Raw genomic sequence first — 20,732 nt, forward strand, 5'->3', positions numbered from 1 at the left:
CACACTCCTTCTTGTCCTATTTCACTTCACAATGACGTCAATTGATACTTGTGCCAAATCCCGGTTCAAATCGTTCTCTTCTGTCAGATCAAGCACTGGGTAACCGTCGATATCGAAATGAACGCGGCGAATGCCTGTACATCTTGGCTCCTGCACGCCAGGCCTTGCATGGTAAACATTCCAGATGGCCCCATCTTCATCCGTCACGTATGAATTGTGGCCCGGTCCGTATTGCCGCGCAACGCTCCTCGAAGTAAGCAGTGGATAATTGCTCTTCGTCCAACTGACTGGATCGAGCAAATCCGCATCCGTATCGGCTGTCAGAAGTCCCACAACGTACGTCGCATCTACCGCCGCGCTTGCGAACGTTACGAACAACTTATTGCCCCGTATAAGAGCGAACGGCCCTTCATCAACGAACGTATGGTTATTGGCCCAGCCGTAATCCGGCTTCGTGAGCAGTACCGGATCGCTAGTCAGCCTCCATGGCTCCTTCGGATCCAATTTCGCTATATACACCCAAGCACCTAGATCGACGGGAACGAATTGGCGTTCCGACCAAGCCGCGTAGCACTCCCCGTTCAATTGGATGACCGTCATATCGAGAGAGATGACTTTGCCGGCTTCACACAGTTCCGTGCCGTCCTTCTTCACGACTCGCTGAGGCATCGACCAGTCTGCAGCGACGATTGGATTGCCTCCATTGCGCAGCTTCATTACGTGGCATTCTTCATAAAAAAACTCGCCTGTCGTCGCCGCATGGAAAATGTATAACTCGCCGTCAATAACATGAAGCTCAGGCGCCCATAGGAGCCCTTTGATATGTTCATACGTTTTGGTATCCAAAATTAAAGACTCTTCAGCTGTTACAAGCTGCTGTATGCTGTTAGCTTCCCTGATATAGAGCGTCTGATTATGGTCGGCATCATTCGTTGCGATAAAATAATACTTGCCGTTCCATTTCGCGACGCACGGATCGGCACGGTTAATTGCTACCGGGAATGGATAACGCTCCTGGCGAACCGTTCCCGTAACGCGATAAGTCCCCGGTCGGCTCCAATCCACCTCTGCCGCGTCCCAGTCCACGCGTTTCACATCCGTCGTTCCGTCGCTGTATACCGCAGTAGCCTGAACCGTCTTCAACTCGTCAGCCGAAGCTGCAGCGACCCGATCCTGCACCTCGATCGCGACGTTGATCGGCACTGTCAGCCTGCGGACTAGGCGCTGAGCCGTATCCGAGGAAACGCGCTGTACATTGCGCGGCACGGCTCCTTCGATATTTGCTGCCATTACGGTGTCATGCGTAAGCGCTTCCGACATTTCTGGCGAAGATGCGCTCGTCAGGTTGAACGGATCGTCGATGACGCTCCGGTAGCCGTTCCCGTTCTCATCGTTCCAGCGGAGCACATAGTATTGATTGTTCTCATCGTACTCGCAAGCGATATCGTGCACGAATGTATCGCTCTTCAGATCAATCAGTCCTATTTCATCATAATGCAACAGATCTGGAGAAGCGAAGAACATTACCGTTCCTTTGCTTTGCATGTCCGGCTCGCCATCCGGCTCCGTACGGATAGCCACAACGCCGAATAAGCCGTCCGCTAGGCGGAACAGATATGGCTTCTTTAAGCTCTTGGCGTTCATCGTGCCGTTCTCGTTATCGGTCGCTTTCGCGAACAGGACGCCGGAATTATGATTGAGCGCCCGATAGTTCGTTCCGTCCTCGCTATAGGCAAGATGCATGCTATGGGCGAGTCTCGCGGCATAAAGGATGTCCTCCTGCGGCTCTCTCGTATAGCACAGGACGAAGTGACGTTCTTTCTCTATCTCTGTTATCATAGAATCGAACACACCTTTTTTGATAATTTCTAATAACTGACATCCTAAACCATGGACCATACGAACCGTTCATATGCACGATTCCACTTAGCATTATCAATGAAATTATAAAGTATAGAATACATTCGAACCATGATCTATACTAATAGAAACTTGATCTATTCTATGATTGGAGATAATGATGAACACGATACGCTATGTAGGCTGCAACTCCGCCCACTCGGGCGATTTCGTCTATGATTTTCCTGAAGGCCATGACTTCTGGCTCCTTATCATTACGCAGACACCAGCGGCGTTCTGGGTCCAAGGAGAAGTGAAGGATTACCCGGCCAACTGTGCGGTGCTCTATCCGCCGCGCCACAAAATATACTATCGCGCCTGTTCAGACCAATTCATCGACGATTGGGTTCGCTTCGATTCCACCGAATCCTACGTAACGGAAACGGCGTTCCCGCTTGGCTTGCCTATCCCCGTGCCCGATCCCGGATACTGCCATCAATTGTTCCAACTGCTGGCGGTAGAGAATTTTCTGAGCTGCGATTACCGCGAGCATTCCATCGACTACTTGTTCCGGCTGCTCTTCAATAAGCTGCTAGAGGCCTCTTCAGCCAAGGACAACTCGCCGCATGACCACATTCTGCTCGATCTTCGCAAAGCGGTCTATACGAATCCGGGCAATCCGTGGACGGTTGCCGCAATGGCCGATTACGTGCTTCTTAGTCCCGGCTATTTGCAAGCCTTGTATAAGAGCAGGTTCGGGATCAGCTGCATGGACGATGTGATCCAGTGCCGCATTCGACTTGCCAAAGAGAAGCTCCTCTACGGACACCTGCGAATAGCGGACATCGGCACCCTATGCGGATATAAGAACGTCGAACATTTCTCCCGGCAATTTCGCCAGATCGTCGGCTGCACGCCTCGCGAATTCCGCAAATCGGCTTCGACTTGAACATGGTCCGCTGCGAATACTCTTTCGATCGCTTTTATCCTAATCGAAGAAGATTCGGCTGTACGTCAGCTGCCCTTCTCCGCTGCGGAAGCTTCCCGGCGTATGCCCCGTAAATTTGCGAAACACCTTAATAAAATAACTTCCTCCGGAATAGCCGATCTGCTCGGCTATCTGCTCCACGCTCCAATCCGTCTGCCGGAGCAGCCTGATGGCTTGTTCGATCCGTACCCGGTTCAAATAATCGCTAGGCGAACAACCGACGGCATCCGTAAAAATTCTCAACAGATGATACTTCGAAACGCCGAGCCTGTCCGACAAATGATCGAGGCTGATCATGCTTTCATAACTGGCTTCGATATACTCTGCAGCTAGACGCACCTTCTCCGGCCACTCCCTCCGGTCTCCGCCTGGTATCGCCGCGAATCGGCACAGCTCGGTTACGAATTGGAAGACGTAAGAGGACGCCGTGTATGCATCCGTTATGCGTCCGCGAGCGGCATCGTTGATGATGTCCTGTAGCAACCGGATCGGCCGGCTGGATGTCGGCAAAAATGGAACTTCACCCATACGGCGCTTCGCATCTTCCCAATTTGGTGCAATAAGATCAGGACGCATAAGGATGAAGATGAATGACCAAGAACTTCCGCCCTCCGGAAAATAATAGCGGTGATCACTTGGAATCTCGGCCATTAACGCCTTGCCTGGCCCTACTCGATACATCTCGGAGCCTGATTCGAATATCCCTTCGCCGTCCAACGTGTATTGAAATAACAGCAAAGGCCCGTCTGTTCGGACTAGTCCGTCCCATTGATAGCCTGGGCCGCGAATCTCGTCTCGGCCAACGGCGAACAGATTGCATGCCGCCAGCTGTTCCGGCATTGCGAAACGGAAACCGAACGTGCCCTTCACGAACTCGGATGACATAACGATCTCCTCCCATCATGGTACATTCTAATAATCTAACCATGGCCTCAATGGTTTACAGGCAAAGTCCATTGGGATAACCCGCTTTGCTCTGGCTCTATGAAGCCTCTTCGTTTCATTGTACTTTAATAGGGCTGCGTACTGACCATCTGGCGGTCGCTCCGTTTTTTCATTGTATAGATTAATGAGTCAGTCTACTTGAGACTCCGCTGATTCATTTCACTATACAATATGCAGGGTAGACCCAACCACCGTCCAGATAAAGAGAAGCGCCTTCGGAGCCTCTCCGTTATCCGGTAAGGTTCCGCAAGGCGCTCTTCGGCCGGCCGGAACCGGGACTACCCCACGATCCCGGTTCTTTCGATACTTTCGACGAAATAACGCTGAACGAACAAATAAATAATGACTAGAGGCAAAATGGCAAGCAATACGCCCGTATCTTGTACAATACTCATATAGAACGGATCTTTATTGGTCGCCGCCCCTCCTTCGAGCATGATGGCAAGATTATACGGCAAGGAGGACAGCTGAATCGACATCACCTTGCTCGTCGTCAGATAAGTCGTTGTGAAGAAGCTGTCGTTCCACTGCCATACGAACGAGAAGAGCAATACGGTCACGATCGAAGGAATCGCGTTCGGAAGCATAATACGCGAGAACGTTTTCCCGACGCCGGCTCCGTCGATATAAGCCGCTTCCTCGACCTCCTTCGGTATGCCTCTGAAAAACTGTCTGAAGATAAAGATATAGAGGCCTGCTTTAAGCGAGTTCGCCGTAATGGACGTTAATATGAACGGCCAGTACGAATTGAGCAGATTGACGGATTTGCCGGACAACAATGGGAGCAAGCCCATCAGGGTGAAATCTTTCAAATTCATGTAGATCGGAATCAGAATCGTCGTCGGAGGAACGAGAATCGTCAGCACGACTCCCCCGAACAAGATTTTGCTTCCCTTAAACTTCAGGCGGGCGAAGCCGTATCCGGCAAGCGCGCAGGAAGCAGCCGTCAGAATCGTCGTTACCGCAGACAACGTAAACGTATTGATCAAGGTCGGCCAATAGTCCATAAACTCTATCGCTTTCTTAAAATTATCCAGTGAGAAATGTTCCGGGATAAACACGACGATCGGCGAATAGATGTCGGTTTTGTCCTTGATTGCCGTCGAGATCTTCTGAATGATCGGGTATACAATAACGAACGACAATCCGGTGATCAGCACCAGCCGCACGATGGACCAGAGCCATCGCTTCCAGCTTTCGACCGATAGGAAACGGGTCAGTATCAAGGCTCTCACACTCCTTTTTAATCTTGGTAGAAGACCCTCTTCGAGATGAAATACGTACTGATCAGCAGAACGATCGTAATCGCCAGGAAATAAATCCATGCCATCGCCGAGCTGAGACCGAAGTTGAAGCTTCTGAAACCGGTATCCTTAATCAGTTCCGTCATTTCGCTGCCAGCGAACGAATCGATAATTGTATAGATGACGTTAACCATAATGAGCGGACTAACCATCGGCAGCGTAATTTTCCAGAACGCCTCGTACCCGGTAGCCCCTTCTATCTTAGACGCTTCGTACAGCTGCGGCGATATCGTCTGGATTCCCGCCAAGAAGATCAGAATTTGCACACCGGATTGGCTGACGATTTGATAAATACGGTCAACGGCGCTCGTTAAATAATTAACGATGTTCTCGCTCACGCCTGCCTGCAGCATGAACTGTTCGATCTCGAATGTGCCTAAGCCGCTCATGATGTCGCTGCCATTCTGCCCGGTGATCTCTTGCACCAAGCTGCTGGAATCCAGATTCGCAATGACGCCGGAAGCCAGAATAACCGGAAGGAAGAAGATCGATCTGGCAAGCGCTCGCCCGATGAACTTCTGATTCAGCAACACAGCCAAAAACAAGCTGAATATAACTATCAACGGCACGTTGACGACCATCTGCACGATCGAATTGGTCAGTGTCCGGTTGAAGCTCGTGTTCACCGTCAACGCTTCCACATAGTTCTTCATTCCGATGAAGCTGATCGTCATCCCGTCACCCTTAGCATCGATCGAGCTAAAGCTGTACCGCAAAGAATTGAGCAGCGGCACGAGGAAGAAAACGAAAAAGCCGAGCAGCCATGGCAGGACGTAGATAAAGCCCCACAGAGCTTTCTGCTCTGCATAGGTTCGCGGCTTCAGGCCGAGCTTTGTTATGAGTCTCAAGTTTGTACACCACCCGTCATATAGCTCTCGCCCCCAATTGCTTTACCATCTACCGTTATCTGCTCCCGGGTATAGTTCACGATGACGAACACTCCGTTCTCGTACACGGTCTTGAAGACGCCCTCGCCCAGTTTCTCATGTGCTGTAATTCGCTTGTTCTGCACATTCTTCAGCACGTCGTTCACTTCATGGTAAATTTCGGCGGCCTGGTCAATCCACTGCTTGTAATTGACGGCATACAGCGAAGAAAATTCCGTATCCTTCACCTCGTAATTTGGCTGATGAATCCATTCGAAATAAACGCCAGCCCCATATTCCAAACACTTCAGTATATATTGCTGAACATCCGTATACGTGGACAGATTATACGGCTTGCCTGCGTATTCTACATAACCGCGAACAACCATTGGATAGAATGGAATCTGTTCATCTTCAAGCTTGAACCGGCTATTGGACAACGGAGCGTTCGTCACGTCGGACAAATACGGAAGCGCATAGGCGTTGCCGCCGTCCGCCATGATGCTCAGGTTGCCTTCACGGATGCTGCTCAGCGCTTGAACCGAGATGCTCTCGGATTCGCTCCGGTCGATTTGATTGTTCTTCCGGAAATCGCTGTTCAATTGATCCGCAAGATCCCGCAGCGAAATGCCGCCCGTTCCATATTTGGTTAACCCTTTAATTGTCGATTCCACGTATCCGCCGACAAGACGCGGCGAGATGACGTAGGACGGCGATTTATCTCGGTCGCGTCGGTTCAGCGCCAGATCAAGCGGATAGTTAGCTGCCGGTACGCCTCGGAGCGTACGAGATGCGTCGTCCTTCTCATCGAAGCCTGCTCCCGTGTTGGCCGTTAATATTGATACGTCAGGATATAGCGATACGCCATGCTCTTGCGTGAAGCGGATTAAATTGCGCAGTCCTTCGCTGCCGCCGACCTCTCCGTCAACCGAAATCTTGCTTGGCACCTTATGATCCATACCGCCATTGAACCAGCCCGAGTACTTCAGCTTAATATTAGCGATCTCGCGGTCTTGCATCTGGCGGATGATCTCCTCGGATTGCTTGAACGTCGTAAGCGATTCAAGTGACTTATAAGGAATGCCTACCATACGCTTCTCTTTCGTAATTCCGCCGACAAGCTGCAAATAGAACGGCAAATCGTTCGATCCGCTCTCGGTCTGCTGCGCCGGCAGGCCATTGCTGCGTTCCAAATACTGCTGGTAGTAACGGGCAAGCCCTTGATAAGAAGCGTCCGGCTTGCTCAGAAACGCATAGCGTACCGTGAAGTCCGTCTTCATCGGCTGCTCTTGAAATCGCGGCAGCGTACGCTCTTGTGCATTCGCCTGCAGCGTCAGCGAACCTTTATTGTTCACAATGAAGCTAGGATAAGCGTAGTTATAGCTGTTCAGCTTGCCGCTGACGTCTGCATTGATGGACGCAACCGACGCACCTTGCTCGATGATGCCAAGTAAAGCGCCACTGTCCCGAATCAAGCCGAATACAGGCAGCCTCACCGCTTGCTCAAGATCGGCGTCCTCGGTCGTCTTCGTCGCCAAATCCTCTCCGTATACCTCCTGTTGGTACGCCGGATATTTGGTTTTGCCGTTATTGAAATGAATGAGTGCGCCGGAGCCGTCCGGCACGAATAAGGAGCCGTTCTCCTTCGTTCCTCCTGCTCCAAAGAAGCTCAGCAGCGACACATTGCCAATAGGATACTCGCTCGGATAATGAAGGCCGGATGCCGGCACCTTCACGACAAGACTGTCCGCATCGAGCGTATACTCGATCGATGCGAAGAAAATTCTCGGCGCGGCTGCCTCCTGCGTGAAACCGAGCTCCTGCATATCCTGCTCCAAGTCTTCCTCGGTATAGCCCGCCGTATCGAAAGCTTTGAAAGCGCGGTCCAACTGAACGCCCTTCAACGCGCTGTCATTCCGTACGTATACCGATTTCTCCTTGTCTTCCGTGTACGCGATCGTAAGCGCGCGCTTTAGTGTCTTATCAAGCTTACCGGACAGCTCTTCGAAACGTTGAGCGCTCAGCATCATCGGCAAATCAGCCGCCGATCTCACAGCCGTTCCGAATTTGTAATTGACCCGTACCCCATTCTCGATCGCCTCTGCCTTCACCTGTTTGTAGGCGGCACTGTCCGTGAACGTATTGATAACGGTCGACTGGCCGAAGTTATTGTAATACTCGATGTTCAATTGTGAGGACAATAAAGCCTTGTTCACACCTGCTGCTAGCGGATCGGTGTCGCGCTCCTCCGGATTGCTGTACCAAATCTCGCCGGTCTGTTTATGTAGAACGGCAATCTCGCCAGTACCGTCATTCACGAATAGACTCAATTGATCGTTCTCTTTAACCCCTTTCATCCCGGCTAAGCGCGAATCATTAAAGGAGGCTTTCAAAGGGGCTGCCTGCTTGAATGCGGCCTCAAGTTGCTCCATCTCGGCTGCTTGCCCGGCTGGCTTCGCAGTGGAACAGCCCGCAAGTGCGATTCCGATGATGATGCAAACGGTCAGCAGTGCATTTCGGGCCATGCTCATGTCTTCTCCTCCCTTCTCTCTCTATTTCCTCAGTACGATTTCTTGATAGATAACATTGACGAACGATAACATCTGCTGCACTAAGCTAAAGAACAGCAGGCAGATAAAGGCAATGAATCCCATGGCTACGACCGACAGCAGTATCGTGGCGATCGTCTTGGAAGGCGTATACTGATGCACGGTCATATTGCCGACGAACAGCAAATATAACGACCAGAACACGGCCACATTGCTGGAGAAGGTATAGAACGATGTCTCTTGCAGCGAGATGACATTGCTAAGCCAGATCCACGGAAGATTTATCAGAATCATGGGGAGGAGAGCGAAACACGTCGACGTGAATATTTCGGTAAACTTGCCCTCACCGTCCATAAGCGTCGTCAGCGACCAGTTGGCTATGCACCAGAACAAGACGGGAACGACCACATACAAAACTTCCATCACGCTATTAATACTGCCCGGGTATACCAGATTAACGAGAAACCCGCTATATTGATTGCTCAAAATGTTAGTGATGATCAGAAGGAACAAGATCGCGAATGAAAGGATAAGATTGTTCCGCTTGCTCTGCTCGTACTTCAGATCCCAGTACCCGTTAAAGGGATGCACGATAAGATACAACGGGTATTTAATCAGCTCACGATTCAATCGCGACGCCCCCCTTTCTTCTCTTCCGTACTCTTCTTCCTACCAGCGTGACGGCTGCCAATACGATAATGACCGTCATGATGGCGGCGAAATGCTCGCGAAGCACTTGCTTGCGGTAGAGCAGAAACGACTTCGAATAATTTGCTCTGTCGTAGCTCTCCTCGAAGTACTGCATGGCGCCTTTGTAGTCGCCTTTCCGAAGCAGCGACTTCCCGATGCCCGAATAAGCAAATTCCAAATTCGCATTCATATTGACAGCCTCGTTATACAGCTCGAATGCTTTCTCCTCGTCGCCCTTATAGTAGCTTCGGACCGCTTCGTTCAGCGTCCGCCCATATTGCGTCGTATCGAATACGGTCATTTCGCCGAACGCTTTGTCTAAGACAAGGAAGCGGTCTCCCATCCTCTCGATTGCGGCTGCCGTCTTAAATTGGCCCATTTGATTGCCTATGCCGCCGAATACGTACATCAAGTGTCCATCACCGTTATACGTAAAAATCCGTCCGCGTACGGAATCTAGTACGGAATACATTTCGCTGTCCGCCACGTCGATATCCACGAGTCTCGAAGGGCCTTGAGCGCCTATATACCGCACATCACCTTGGGGGTTGAAGTACCCGGTCCGTCTCAAAATATCGTTGCCCTGAGCGTTCAGCTTCTTAATCGAATCGCCCCATTTGTCGCCGTTGGTTGCATAAATAAAACCTTCGCCGTCGATATCCAAATTCGTAAATTCCGTTGGCGTAAACATGATCATCTGGCTGCGCTGCGCCTTCGTCGACAGCTTCTTCCATAACAGCTCGGTCGGATCGACCTTCACCTTGTTGGCTCCGATGAAGGAGGTGAATTCGCCCTCTTGGCTAAACTCCATGAAACCGTCGAACACGCCGGTCGACATGACATAGATCCGCTGCGCTTTATCAGCAATAACGCGAACCGGTTGAAAATCGAAATTGCCCGCCAGCAAATCGGATTTCGGTGCCTCGATAATGCTAAGCAGCTTATAGTTCTGATCAAGCTTCACGACCCGCTTATTGCCGGTATCAGCTACGATCAGCTGCTTCTGGTCCGTCACGAACAGGCCCTGCGGATTGTTGAACGTCTCCTTCTGTCCGTCCCGTTCGAACGAATCGACGACTGTAACCGGCTTCAAACTCGAATCCAATACGACGATCCGATTGTTGCCGGAATCCGCCACATAGATCATCTGTTCCTCCGTGACGTGCAAGTCGTTCGGTTCCTTGAACGGCCCGACGCCAAGCTTATTGCCATCCAGCAGTTCGGTAGCTTCATAAGCGGAAGGCGCGGCAACGGTATCTCCCCAGAACGAATAGTTGTAGGAAGAAGCACTGTCCTCCGCGTAGACAAGAGTTCCCCCCATGCTGACGCCCAGCAGACTGCACAGGACAAGCAAGAGGTATACTCTCCATGTATGAATGCTTTTTCGCATCGTGCAAGACTCCTCCTCTACTCTTTCATGCCCGAGGTCGCCATCGTCTGAATGACGTTGCTCTGCGAGATGATGAAGAGCGTGATCGGAACGATCATTAATAAAAGGGCAACGGCAGCCCCTACCCCTGCACGCGCGATGCCTCCCGCCGTAATCTGGCCCAGCGCATAGTGGAGCGTCTTCAGGTTCTCGCTGTAGATAAAGTTGCCGCCGTCGGAGCCCCATAGCATCGGGAACTGCAATATCATCAGAGTCAGCCACGCCGGCTTCACGTTAGGCATGACGACCGACCAGTAAATGCGGTACTCGTTCGCCCCGTCGATCTTGGCTGCTTCAAGCAGCGCATCCGGTATCTGCTCCATGAACTGCTTCATCAGGAACAAACCTAATGGGAAAGCGAGCGACGGGATTATGATCGAAGCATGCGTGTTAATCCATCCAAGCCAAGACATGACCATGTAGTTCGGAATGGCCGTTACATGTCCCGAGAACATAAGAGACATAACGACGATAGAGAACAGCATCTTTGAGCCCATGAACCGGTACTTCGCAAGCGGGTACGCTGCCGCCGAGGCAAGCAAGATGTGGCCTACCGTACCGGTAATCGTTATAAACAGCGTATTGGTTATATACCGGGACAACGGCACCCAGGAATTGCCCATTAAGGCGACAAGGTCATAAAAGTTATCCGTTGTCGGATTGTTCACGAAAAACTGCGGCGGGAATATAAACAATTCATCCAGCGGCTTGAACGCATTGTTCACCGCATAGACCAGCGGAAGCGCCATGAATGCGCCAAACGCGGCCAGAAATAAGAACAGGATAAAGCTGACGGTAAAAGAGCGGTTCAGCTTGCGAGGCCGGCGTAACGACCCTAACGTTTTGGCAACCACGTCACTCCCCTACCTTTCTTAACAAATTCTGCGTCAGCTTGTTGGCTCCAAGCATAATGCAGAACAGAACCGTCGCAATGGCGGAAGCATAGCCCATCTCATAACGGATCGTGCCGTAATCCATCAAGTGCGTCACGATCGTATGCCCGGCGTAGTTGACGCTCGGGAAGCCCGCCAGCGCGATCGATATATCGGCGACGGCGAACGAGGCCGTAATCTGCATAACCGCCCCGAACATGAGCTGCGGCCGCATCGAAGGGAGCGTAATAAACCACAGCTCCTGCCAGCGGTTGCGTATGCCGTCGATCGCTCCGGCTTCGATCAGCGACTTGTCGATCGTCTGAAGACCGGCGATAAACGCTAGAAAGCTGGTGCCTAGACTTAGCCATAGCTGAACGATAATAATGATCGTCAGAATATATTTTTCATTCGTGAGCCACTGAATCGGATCCAGAATAAAGCCGTATTTAATGAGGAAGCCGTTCAAGTAACCGTATCTGTCGCCCGAGAAGACGATGAGCCAAATAAAAAATACGTTGCCGGAGATCGAAGGCGCATAGAAGACGAGCGTCATGAAGGCGCGTATTTTGGGCGACAGCTCATTGATGATCCAAGCGAACAGAAAACAAGCAAAATAGCTGACCGGTCCGCTAATCACGGCGAACATAAACGTATTCCTCAAGGCGATCATGAAGACGTCGTCGCCAAGGAACAGCCTGGAGTAATTTTGCCACCCTACGAACCGAGGAAACTCGAGCATATTAAAGTAGGTGAAGCTCAGCACAATCGAAAGGATGACCGGAATGACCGTGAATAGAAAGAAAATAAGCATGTAAGGACTCATCAGGACGTAATAATGCTTGTTGCGCTTCAATTCCTTCCATATATAGCTCAGGCGCGACTGTTTCTTCGGATGGATAAGACTTGTTAGAACCTGACTTGTCGTTTCGGTTTGCATCGAATTTCACCCCCAGCCTATTTCGATAAATGAAACTCTTTCCGTTTGATGTCGATCTCGTCGTCAATGTACAAGATATAGTCGGACAGGGCTTCCCGCGGGTTTTCTCTCGCATTCACGACTTTCCGGAACGCGTTGTCCAGGTGCCGGCCGGTAAAGTAGCCGCCTGGCACTTGCGGTATGCCTTTGACCCACTTCCACTGTTCTTCCAGATTGCGGTAATCCTCGAGCGGCCAAGGGAGCTCCGCTAAAGCGTCGACGTTGGCCGTCGGGTAGCGGGCCGCTTCTCCCATCAAAGCCTCCATCTCGCGTGCATACGCGATCTGAGTATCCTTCGAAGTCCACCATTTCATGAACTGCCACGACGCTTCCTTGTCCTTCGCATTCTGAAGCATCATCACAGCGGTCGTATGGCTTGCGACTTCATGGCTTACCGTACCGTCCGCCTGCTCTGTGCCAGGTACTGTCGTGAAATTCCACAGCCCTTTTATTTCCGGAGCCAACACCGTAAGCATGTTATACGTCGTATAATCCGCTATGCCGATCGGCATTTCCCCGGTACGGAAGCGGTTAGGGAAATCAGCCAGCAGCGGAAACTTATAATTGGTATAGAACTGCGTCCACTTCTTGAACGCTTCCATGGCGATATCCGATTCGAGTCCGCTCTTCTTGCCGTTGTTCTCATAGAAATCGCCGCCGTTCTGATAGAGCAGCATCGAGAATGTCGCATTCGGAATAAGGCTCACTTTGGTCGCGTCATCGATCGGCAACCAGAATTGCATATTATGCTTTTGGAGCACCGAGATCATGTTGTAAATATCTTGCCAAGTCTTCGGAACCTCCAAATGAAGTTCTTCCAGAATGTCCTTGCGATAGAACAACATCGGGAACGATTGCTGCTCCGGCAGCGCATAAGTTCCGCTGTCATATTGGAATGGCGTCAGTCCGCTCTCGCGGAACCGGGATGCCACTTGGTCGAAATCGCCAAATTGCGTTAAGTCTACTGCCGCTTCCCTCATCGCGTAGTTGACCGGCACGTCCTCTCCGATCTGCATCGCAACGTCCGGACCTTCGCCAGCAAGCGTAGCCGGCAGCAATATGTTGGCCGGAACAAGCTTCAAATTGACGGATATGTTCGAATCAGGCGTAAAGGTGTCATCGATTAAGCTCTTCAACACTTGGGCCTGGTCGCGTCCTGTCGTAATCCATACCGTCGTCGACCGGTTCTGCTTGCCGGTGTTGCCGATGCTGTCATAATCCTCGGTGTAAGAAGCGCTTAGCGCGCCCAGTTCGTGCTTCACCTTCTGGAAGAAGGTAGCCTCGGCTCTAGGCAGCTTCTGGTTCGGCGCAGTGACGATCAAATAATCGAGCGTGATCGGCTGCTCTCGTACGGTCAGAATCCACGTTCCGAGACCGCCGACGTTAATTTTGAATGCATTCAAGCGTCCTGGCACCGTCTCCGGGTTGACCGCCATCTCCTCAAGCTGTTTCACCATCGTGTGAAGAATCGCCACTTTGTCGCTCGTCCGTCCCGTCGTTTGCTTCAAATAATCGGCTACGCTTTGAATCGTACGAGCTTGCTCCTTGAATGATGCGATCATATCCGGTATCCGCTTCTCCAATTGATAATCGCGGTACGTATCCGGCGTATTCGAAGTAATCATCAGAATTTTGCGGTACATCTCGTTAAGCTGCAGTACGCTCGATTCGATCGTGCGAAGCAGCGGAGCGATCTCGCCAAGAGACACTGTCATCCGAATGCGGTGCTTGCCCTTCGTGAAGTGAAACCAATACGGCTCGTCGCCGCCAAGCACATTCATCTTCCAATCCATGTCGAAGTCGAATCGAATTCGTTTCATTTCCTTGAACGGATATTGCCCGTCAATCATCAGACTGCGCGTCGCGAATACGCCCCGCAGCTGATCCTGCTTTTGCTTCAAAGCGAGTTGATACAAACCATCCTCCGGAACCTCGAACTCCCACTCGATCCATTGCCCCGGAAGTTTCCAATTCAATCCTCCGATCGTATTGACTCTCAGCTTGGACACATCGTATGGAATGACCGTTGGGCTGGACCTGTCAGACAATGGATATAAGGTAGGCGAGGACTTGTTGATCGCGTCCTCCGCTTGAATGATGATAGTTTGGTCTTGAACAGGCATAATCCCGTCGGCCTCGTATTCGGCTTTTAGCTCTTGATAACTCTTCAAGTCCGGTTCGCGGTATAGCTCGATATAATCGATAGCCATCGGCTCTCTGAGAGCCGTCAGCGAGATGCTTTGCGTTCCTTTATCGAAATAGAACAAATAAGGCTCGTCGTAATAACCGTTCCTGTCCGTAATGGACGCGGTCAGCCATGCCGGCTTCTCGATTTGTCTCGGGCGCAAGTCGTTCCCTCTATCGTCTCGCTTGATTTCTTCCTGCTGGTTGCCCCACACCCGGTCGAATAATATAATTTCGGCCCCTTTGAACGGGACCTGATGATTGATCTCCAGCTTCCGCTCGATGGCGGTGCTTTTCCCTTCGATCGGCAAGTAACGCACTCTCATGTTGTACAATCCCGACTGCTCGATCGGCACGCTCCATGTAATCGCCCCCGAATCCGGCGTTATGACGGACTTGCTTTCAAGTTGATTGGCGACTTCGAAGCCGCCTCCAGATGCTTCGGCATAACTCTCGCCTTCGATTCGAATCACCTGCTCGGGACGTGCCGCCGACAAATGCTCTTTCACATAGCTGTCATAGCCGCCCTCGTCGGCCGAACCGGTCACGGCCGTAAAATCAGCCATGGCCTGAGCGCTTCTGCTATCGGATGAACTAGAAGGGTAGAACGTCCAAATCGACACACACAATATGGCGAGAACTAGAACAACAACGAAGTAGTTCTTCTTTATGAGGCTCACTCTTCTCCCTCCTGCAGCGAAAGACATAAAATGTACAGTCCCCATTAGATGGTCTAATTGGGGACTGTCCGTTAACCGCTATCCGTTACTTACTTCCCATAAACCTCATCAATCGCCGATTGGAACGTTGCTTTATATTTCTCGATAACCGTCGATACGGAGGTGCCGCTCGTAATTTCGCCGACGAAATCCCAATATTTCAAATTCGGGAACGTATTATGGTCAAGAATCAGCATACCTTGCGCCACAGTCTTCGCGTTGTTGATATCATCCTCCGTGGTGAAGTTCGTCTCGTACGAGGCTTGACCCGGATAATCGTATACCGAATCGATGTCATTGATCTTCTCCCAGATATACATGAGCTTATCCGGATCCTTGACCGCCTTCGGAATCGTAAGCGCTTGGTACAGCCCCTCGCCGGAGTGATAAGCGGTCGCGCTAGGACCTTTAGGGAACGGAACGAAGCCGATATCCACGTCCGGCATATCTGTCTTCATCCCGCTCATCTCGTACAGGGCGCCAATTTTCATAAGCGTATTGCCTTGACGGAAAAATTGGGAAGGCTCCTGCCAATCGCCGCCTTCGGTCGGTCTTGCCACTTTCTCGGTCGCTATGCGGGAAGCGAAATTGAGTGCCTCGACCGTCTTCGGATCGTCGAGATTTTGCTTGTTTTCCTTCGTAAGACCCGTTTCATTCGAATACAACGCTTGCTCGACCACGTTCGGATTCGCGAATCCCCAAGTATCCAGCTTGCCGTCATTGTTCGTATCTTTGTTCGCTTCTTTGGCTACTTGAATGAACGTATCCCAATTCCAAGTATCTTCGTTCACGTAATCTTGAAGCGATTTCATTCCGAGCTGGTTAAGCAGTGTCCGGTTATAGAAAATGCCGGCTACAAAAGAGCTTTGATCTTCCGTGAACCCATAGCCCCGGCCATTGTACGTATAGTACTCATTCGTTACTTTCTGGTTGAACGCATTGGCGTTCTTCGTATATTCGTCGATCGGCCACAGCAGGTCTTGCTTCACCAGCGTAGGGACCGTATACGTCTTGCCAAGACGGACGATATCGCCGATCGGCTCGCCTGCAAGCAGGGAAGCCGTTACTTTTTCCTGGTACTCGCCGTAATCGATTGCGACGTATTCCATTTTGAAATTATGCTTCTTCTCCAGCTCTTCAAGGTTTTTCTTCCGTTGAATGTTGTCCGGATTGTCTTCGCCGATCGTCATGTCCCACCACGATACGACCTTGATCGTCCGGCCGCCCAGATCGAAATCCATATCCGGCGTTTTGTTCGTTACCTCTTCGCTAGCTGTGTCTTCTGCGGCAGTATCCGTGCTTTCCGCCGTTTCGGTTGCTGCAACCGTTTCAGTCGGCTTGTCGCCGCTTTCCTTCGTGTCGCTTTTGGAGCCGCCGCTGCCGCAGGCAGACAGCACGAGAACTGTAGCCGCCATTAGCGCCATCATTTTGCGAATCCGCATTTTATAATCCCCCCGTTTGGAATTTGAGACTTACATTTGAAGTGTAGCGCTTACATCCAAAAGCCAACAACCTGTCGGCGATTAGGTGTTGTACCCGTCAAAAAATGGGTCGCATGCAATCGCTTGCAACGTTTTGGACAAAAGGTAAACATCTGCTTATGAAACAAAGAAAAGCACGTTGTGCCCTTTTAGAGGGATTGAACATAATGAGAGGGAATCCACATTCACCTGAAGCAATCGATCGTCTCGAATGTAATAGGGGGTAACCAACGTGTATAACGTGCTACTAGTTGATCCGGATCATCAATCGGAGAGAAAGACACGCAATTTGCTGGTGTGGGAGCATGCGGGGTTTTTATTAGGACCTGCTGCTGCCGACCCTTCAGAGGCTATGTCGCTGCTGAATGAGCATTCCTTTTCGCTGGTCGTCATTAATATGAACCGATCACAGGACGACGGGTTAAAGTTGTGCGGCCGGATTAGAGAGATTAGCCGCGTACCGATTATGCTAATCGGCGGAAGCCATGACTTCCAGCTCGTGCGCAAAGCACTAACCTATCAGGTAAGCGATTACTTGCCGGATCCTGTATCAACAAACGATTTCGCCGTAAGCCTAGAGAACGTCAAACGGGAATTGAATGCTTCTGCCACCGCAAATTTTAAAGCGCTTTCACAATCGAGAACCGATTCCGTCCCGCCGGTCAACATTATCGACAAAGTGAAAGAATACGTCGATGAAGCGCTTAGTCAGAACATTACGCTGAAAGAAATTTCAAATATTTTGCATTTTAACTATTCGTATCTGGGCCAGAAGTTCAAGTGCCATGAAAAAATGACCTTCAACGAATACTTGCTCCAGCAGCGGATGGAGAAAGCAAAGCTGCTGCTGGTCAGCACCGATATGAAGGTCTATGAGATTGCCAGCGAGGTCGGATATACGGAGATGGATTGGTTTTATAAAAAGTTCAAGGCTTATACCGGTGTCAGCGCCAACGAATACCGGAAGATGACTTCGATTACGGCTTAACAACGAATGAGGGCTGTCCATTACGTCATGAGAATGACATGACTTGGACAGCCCTCTGATTCTTATCAACCCTCAAATAAAAAACGGTCCCGAAGCTCTATGAGTTCGAGTGTTGGGACCGTTACTTTCGTTCCTTTCATTCCTTTCACATCTTACTCTAGCACTAGCAATCCTAAGCCTGAAGTATTCTGCCACGACATGCCGGATGTATCGTTCCAGATGGCGACGCTGTCGCGGTCTCCGTCGCCGTCCTCGTCATTGTTGATTTGCACGTCAAAGCCAATCACGCTGCCAGCCTGCGGCGGCATGCCTGTCCAAGCAATGGAAGCCTCGATTACATAGCCGGATGCCGTTCGCTTCGCCGCGGAGATCAGATTGCCCCCTAGCGATCCGGGGCTTACAGACGGCTCGTTATCGAAGTTAATCCGGTATTGTCCATCGTCTGAATCGTATGCGCTCGTTCTTGCATTATTTTGGTCGATGAAAATTTCTACCGAGTCCTGCTCCCACACGTTGGGGCTCTTCTTCGTGAGCATCGAATCGGTCACCTCGGCCAGCACATACACACGGCTGCCGTCCCATAACGTCTTTACTTTAGCCGTCGAACCGGACGCCCCCGATACCCAGCGGTCGGTTGCAATGGACTTCGCCCCGTCCCAAACAGCGTCAATGCTGCCATCGATCACCGGCGTACCGTTCACAGCTGTCGTAACACGCGGTCCTTCCACAAGTGTCAGCACACCATATCTGGACGTATCGCTGTCTTGTCCGTTGTGCAAGTCATTCCACGAAGTCAACGTCTCCGTATTGCCGCTTCGGTCTACAATGCGAACATCAAACCCGATCGATCGGCCAATCTCTGTTCCTTCAATCGGAATCGAGGCTTCGATCCGGTAGCCGTCTTCCGTATTGACTGTTTTGTAATCGGCCGGTTTGTGCGGATTGGCACCGCTGCGCCGGAACGTATACTTATTGTCGTCTCTCTCGTAAGCTTCCGTTTTGCCGTTGTTGCTGTCAATATACACGTCCACCGCATCGTTGCCATTTACCGTCGCATCAGATACGTCGATCGAGACGTAAAGATGTCCCTCATCCCATAACGTACGGAACGATGCTGCTGTTTTGCCCGCCTTCGTAATCGGCACAGGCTGCGCCAAATTCCAAGCGGCATCGAACGTTTTGTCCACGATCACCGTGCCGCCGACCGACTTCGCTTGCTTGATTTCAACCGGAACTTTCAGCGGGTCGACCAACGCCCAATACGCATATTTCGCTTGAAGACGCTCGTCGAACAGCAGCGGCCAGTTGTTGCGGTCGACCGGGAACGTGCGCAGCCAGGTGTTCAAGTCATCTTTGCCCCAAAAAATAACGGCCGTCAACTGATCGGCATGCTTCCTAAATACATCGAACAATTCCCGATAACGGTTCGCCTGCTTAACTTGAAGCTCAAGAGGGAACGTCTCGTACGCATCCCTATCATTTGTGTAGACGCTCATATCCAGTTCGGTAATTTGCTGCTCAATATTCAGATCGCGGAAAGCCTCGATCATATCGTCTAACGACTGGATGGACGGGGAAGCAATACCGATATGCGTCTGGTGGCCAACACCGTCTACCGGTATGCCTTTATTTTTTAAACGCTGAATTAAATCGTGCAGATTTTGCCGTTTAACGGGATCATGCGTATTGTAATCGTTGATAAACAGCTTCGCGTTCGGGTCCGCTTCATGGGCGTATTCGAACGCCTTCTCGATATATTCCTCTCCTGCGATCCGATACCACAAGCTGTTGCGCAAGCCGCCGGGCTGCCTGTCGCCTGGCTCTAGAACTTCGTTAACAACGTCCCAGGAATAGATTTGTCCCTTATACCGCCCCATAACGGTCTCGATGTGTTTCTTCATCCGCGCGAAGAGCAGCTGCTTACTTGCAAGATTGCCATTCTCATCATAAAACACCCAATTCGGCGTCTGAGAATGCCAGATGAGCGTATGACCGCGTGCCGCAATGCCGTTGTCCAGCGCGAATTGAATAATTTTATCGGACCGCGTGAAATTGAATTGGCCCTCCGCAGGCTCGGTCGCATCCCACTTCAACTCATTGCCGGGAGTCAAGCTGTTAAAATGTTTCTTCAGCAACTGAGCATCCGGGCCGTTCGGATCTTCGATCTCATTGACGAGCAGAGCACTGCCGAGCAGGAAGTCGTCCTTGAAGACGTCTTTCAAATTCGGAATATCGTGCCGGATGACGATCGGTTCAGGATCGGGAACCCGCTCGATCCGAACGTCGTCCACATAGAAGGGGAGCGTTGGATAATTGAACGACTCCAAATAGACGGCTAGATTTTCTGCCGGGTACTTTAAGGTATACTGGCCTTGAATTTTGGTCCAGCCAGTATCATTCGCTTGTGCCGATGCCACCATTTCGTACGCGTTCGTTCCCCCTGTCGTCCGCTGAATCACGACCGAGACAGGCGCACTCTCCGTGCCGGCGGGCAATCGAACCCACGCAGACAACGAATACGTCGTGCCTTCAACCGCTATCGGGGTTACATCAACCTGCGCTCCGTTCCAGCCCGCCGTTCTACCTGAAACCGACAGCGAATAAGTGCCTGAATGGGCCGACGTGCCGATTGGCGCCAGCACCTCGATGCCGCCCCGGCCGTACCACCCTTGCTTTGTTCCATCCTCGAAATCATACGAGAGCGATACCGGCTCTGCTTGCGTCTTTGTCGGCAGCACGCTGATTGACGCCAGCAGTACCATGGCAGCCAACCACAGCGGCAATGCTCGTTTCCTTCGTTGTTGCATCATTAGTACACCATCCCTTATTGGATATATTCCATAAAAACGCCTCTTGCGAGGCGTGTCATGGCATCGTTAGGTTCGCAGTTCTAGGTGTG

14 protein-coding genes are annotated in these 20,732 nt (G+C 51.2%); 2 read left to right on the forward strand and 12 right to left on the reverse strand.

Going from position 1 to position 20,732, the window contains the following annotated elements; translation table 11 throughout:
• Window positions 1-21: 21 nt before the first annotated feature.
• On the reverse strand, window positions 22-1,839 hold the full coding sequence (locus tag PKO01S_RS04710) for a family 43 glycosylhydrolase (protein WP_127530150.1): 1,818 nt from the start codon (window positions 1,837-1,839) through the stop codon (window positions 22-24).
• 181 nt (window positions 1,840-2,020) lie between these two features.
• Between PKO01S_RS04710 and PKO01S_RS04715 the strand changes: the two genes are divergently transcribed.
• Window positions 2,021-2,788, forward strand: coding sequence for a helix-turn-helix transcriptional regulator (locus tag PKO01S_RS04715; RefSeq protein ID WP_127530151.1), 768 nt, complete (start codon window positions 2,021-2,023; stop codon window positions 2,786-2,788).
• A gap of 39 nt (window positions 2,789-2,827) precedes the next feature.
• On the opposite strand, the gene PKO01S_RS04720 is transcribed toward PKO01S_RS04715, so the two are convergent.
• From PKO01S_RS04720 to PKO01S_RS04765, 10 genes are all read right to left on the reverse strand, one after another.
• Window positions 2,828-3,712 carry a helix-turn-helix transcriptional regulator gene (locus PKO01S_RS04720; RefSeq protein ID WP_127530152.1) on the reverse strand — a complete coding sequence of 295 codons (885 nt, stop codon included), beginning with the start codon at window positions 3,710-3,712 and terminating at the stop codon, window positions 2,828-2,830.
• Between the two features lie 338 nt (window positions 3,713-4,050).
• Complete coding sequence (locus PKO01S_RS04725) at window positions 4,051-4,998, reverse strand: carbohydrate ABC transporter permease (RefSeq protein WP_127530153.1); 948 nt, start codon at window positions 4,996-4,998, stop codon at window positions 4,051-4,053.
• A 17-nt stretch (window positions 4,999-5,015) separates the two neighbouring features.
• Window positions 5,016-5,924, reverse strand: a complete 909-nt coding sequence (locus PKO01S_RS04730) for a carbohydrate ABC transporter permease (protein WP_127530154.1) — start codon at window positions 5,922-5,924, stop codon at window positions 5,016-5,018.
• Window positions 5,921-8,473, reverse strand: a complete 2,553-nt coding sequence (locus tag PKO01S_RS04735) for a DUF5696 domain-containing protein (protein ID WP_127530155.1) — start codon at window positions 8,471-8,473, stop codon at window positions 5,921-5,923. The genes PKO01S_RS04730 and PKO01S_RS04735 overlap by 4 nt, the downstream gene beginning before the upstream one ends.
• 21 nt (window positions 8,474-8,494) lie before the next feature.
• Entirely contained in the window at window positions 8,495-9,121 is a 627-nt protein-coding gene (locus PKO01S_RS04740) for a Yip1 family protein (protein ID WP_127530156.1), read from the reverse strand.
• Entirely contained in the window at window positions 9,111-10,571 is a 1,461-nt protein-coding gene (locus PKO01S_RS04745; protein ID WP_127530157.1) for a hypothetical protein, read from the reverse strand. The genes PKO01S_RS04740 and PKO01S_RS04745 overlap by 11 nt, the downstream gene beginning before the upstream one ends.
• Window positions 10,572-10,588: 17 nt before the next feature.
• On the reverse strand, window positions 10,589-11,464 hold the full coding sequence (locus tag PKO01S_RS04750) for a carbohydrate ABC transporter permease (protein WP_127530158.1): 876 nt from the start codon (window positions 11,462-11,464) through the stop codon (window positions 10,589-10,591).
• Window position 11,465: 1 nt separating this feature from the next.
• Window positions 11,466-12,422, reverse strand: coding sequence for a carbohydrate ABC transporter permease (locus tag PKO01S_RS04755; protein WP_127530159.1), 957 nt, complete (start codon window positions 12,420-12,422; stop codon window positions 11,466-11,468).
• Window positions 12,423-12,439: 17 nt separating this feature from the next.
• Window positions 12,440-15,211, reverse strand: coding sequence for an extracellular solute-binding protein (locus PKO01S_RS04760; RefSeq protein WP_407669629.1), 2,772 nt, complete (start codon window positions 15,209-15,211; stop codon window positions 12,440-12,442).
• A 203-nt stretch (window positions 15,212-15,414) separates the two neighbouring features.
• Entirely contained in the window at window positions 15,415-16,806 is a 1,392-nt protein-coding gene (locus PKO01S_RS04765) for an ABC transporter substrate-binding protein (RefSeq protein ID WP_127530161.1), read from the reverse strand.
• 271 nt (window positions 16,807-17,077) lie between these two features.
• Between PKO01S_RS04765 and PKO01S_RS04770 the strand changes: the two genes are divergently transcribed.
• Window positions 17,078-17,833, forward strand: a complete 756-nt coding sequence (locus tag PKO01S_RS04770) for a helix-turn-helix domain-containing protein (protein ID WP_127530162.1) — start codon at window positions 17,078-17,080, stop codon at window positions 17,831-17,833.
• 152 nt (window positions 17,834-17,985) lie between these two features.
• On the opposite strand, the gene PKO01S_RS04775 is transcribed toward PKO01S_RS04770, so the two are convergent.
• Window positions 17,986-20,643 carry an endo-1,4-beta-xylanase gene (locus tag PKO01S_RS04775; protein WP_127530163.1) on the reverse strand — a complete coding sequence of 886 codons (2,658 nt, stop codon included), beginning with the start codon at window positions 20,641-20,643 and terminating at the stop codon, window positions 17,986-17,988.
• Window positions 20,644-20,732 lie beyond the last annotated feature (89 nt).

The sequence above is a fragment of the Paenibacillus kobensis NBRC 15729 genome, assembly GCF_004000825.1.
GTDB classification, from domain to species: Bacteria; Bacillota; Bacilli; order Paenibacillales; family Paenibacillaceae; genus Paenibacillus_T; species Paenibacillus_T kobensis.

Bases quoted from the DNA above. Each gene is read 5' to 3' on its own strand.
- PKO01S_RS04710 (WP_127530150.1), bottom strand. From the start codon at position 1,839: ATGATAACAGAGATAGAGAAAGAACGTCACTTCGTCCTGTGCTATACG.
- PKO01S_RS04715 (WP_127530151.1), top strand. From the start codon at position 2,021: ATGAACACGATACGCTATGTAGGCTGCAACTCCGCCCACTCGGGCGAT.
- PKO01S_RS04720 (WP_127530152.1), bottom strand. From the start codon at position 3,712: ATGTCATCCGAGTTCGTGAAGGGCACGTTCGGTTTCCGTTTCGCAATG.
- PKO01S_RS04735 (WP_127530155.1), bottom strand. From the start codon at position 8,473: ATGAGCATGGCCCGAAATGCACTGCTGACCGTTTGCATCATCATCGGA.
- PKO01S_RS04745 (WP_127530157.1), bottom strand. From the start codon at position 10,571: ATGCGAAAAAGCATTCATACATGGAGAGTATACCTCTTGCTTGTCCTG.
- PKO01S_RS04755 (WP_127530159.1), bottom strand. From the start codon at position 12,422: ATGCAAACCGAAACGACAAGTCAGGTTCTAACAAGTCTTATCCATCCG.
- PKO01S_RS04760 (WP_407669629.1), bottom strand. From the start codon at position 15,211: ATGGCTGATTTTACGGCCGTGACCGGTTCGGCCGACGAGGGCGGCTAT.
- PKO01S_RS04765 (WP_127530161.1), bottom strand. From the start codon at position 16,806: ATGCGGATTCGCAAAATGATGGCGCTAATGGCGGCTACAGTTCTCGTG.
- PKO01S_RS04775 (WP_127530163.1), bottom strand. From the start codon at position 20,643: ATGATGCAACAACGAAGGAAACGAGCATTGCCGCTGTGGTTGGCTGCC.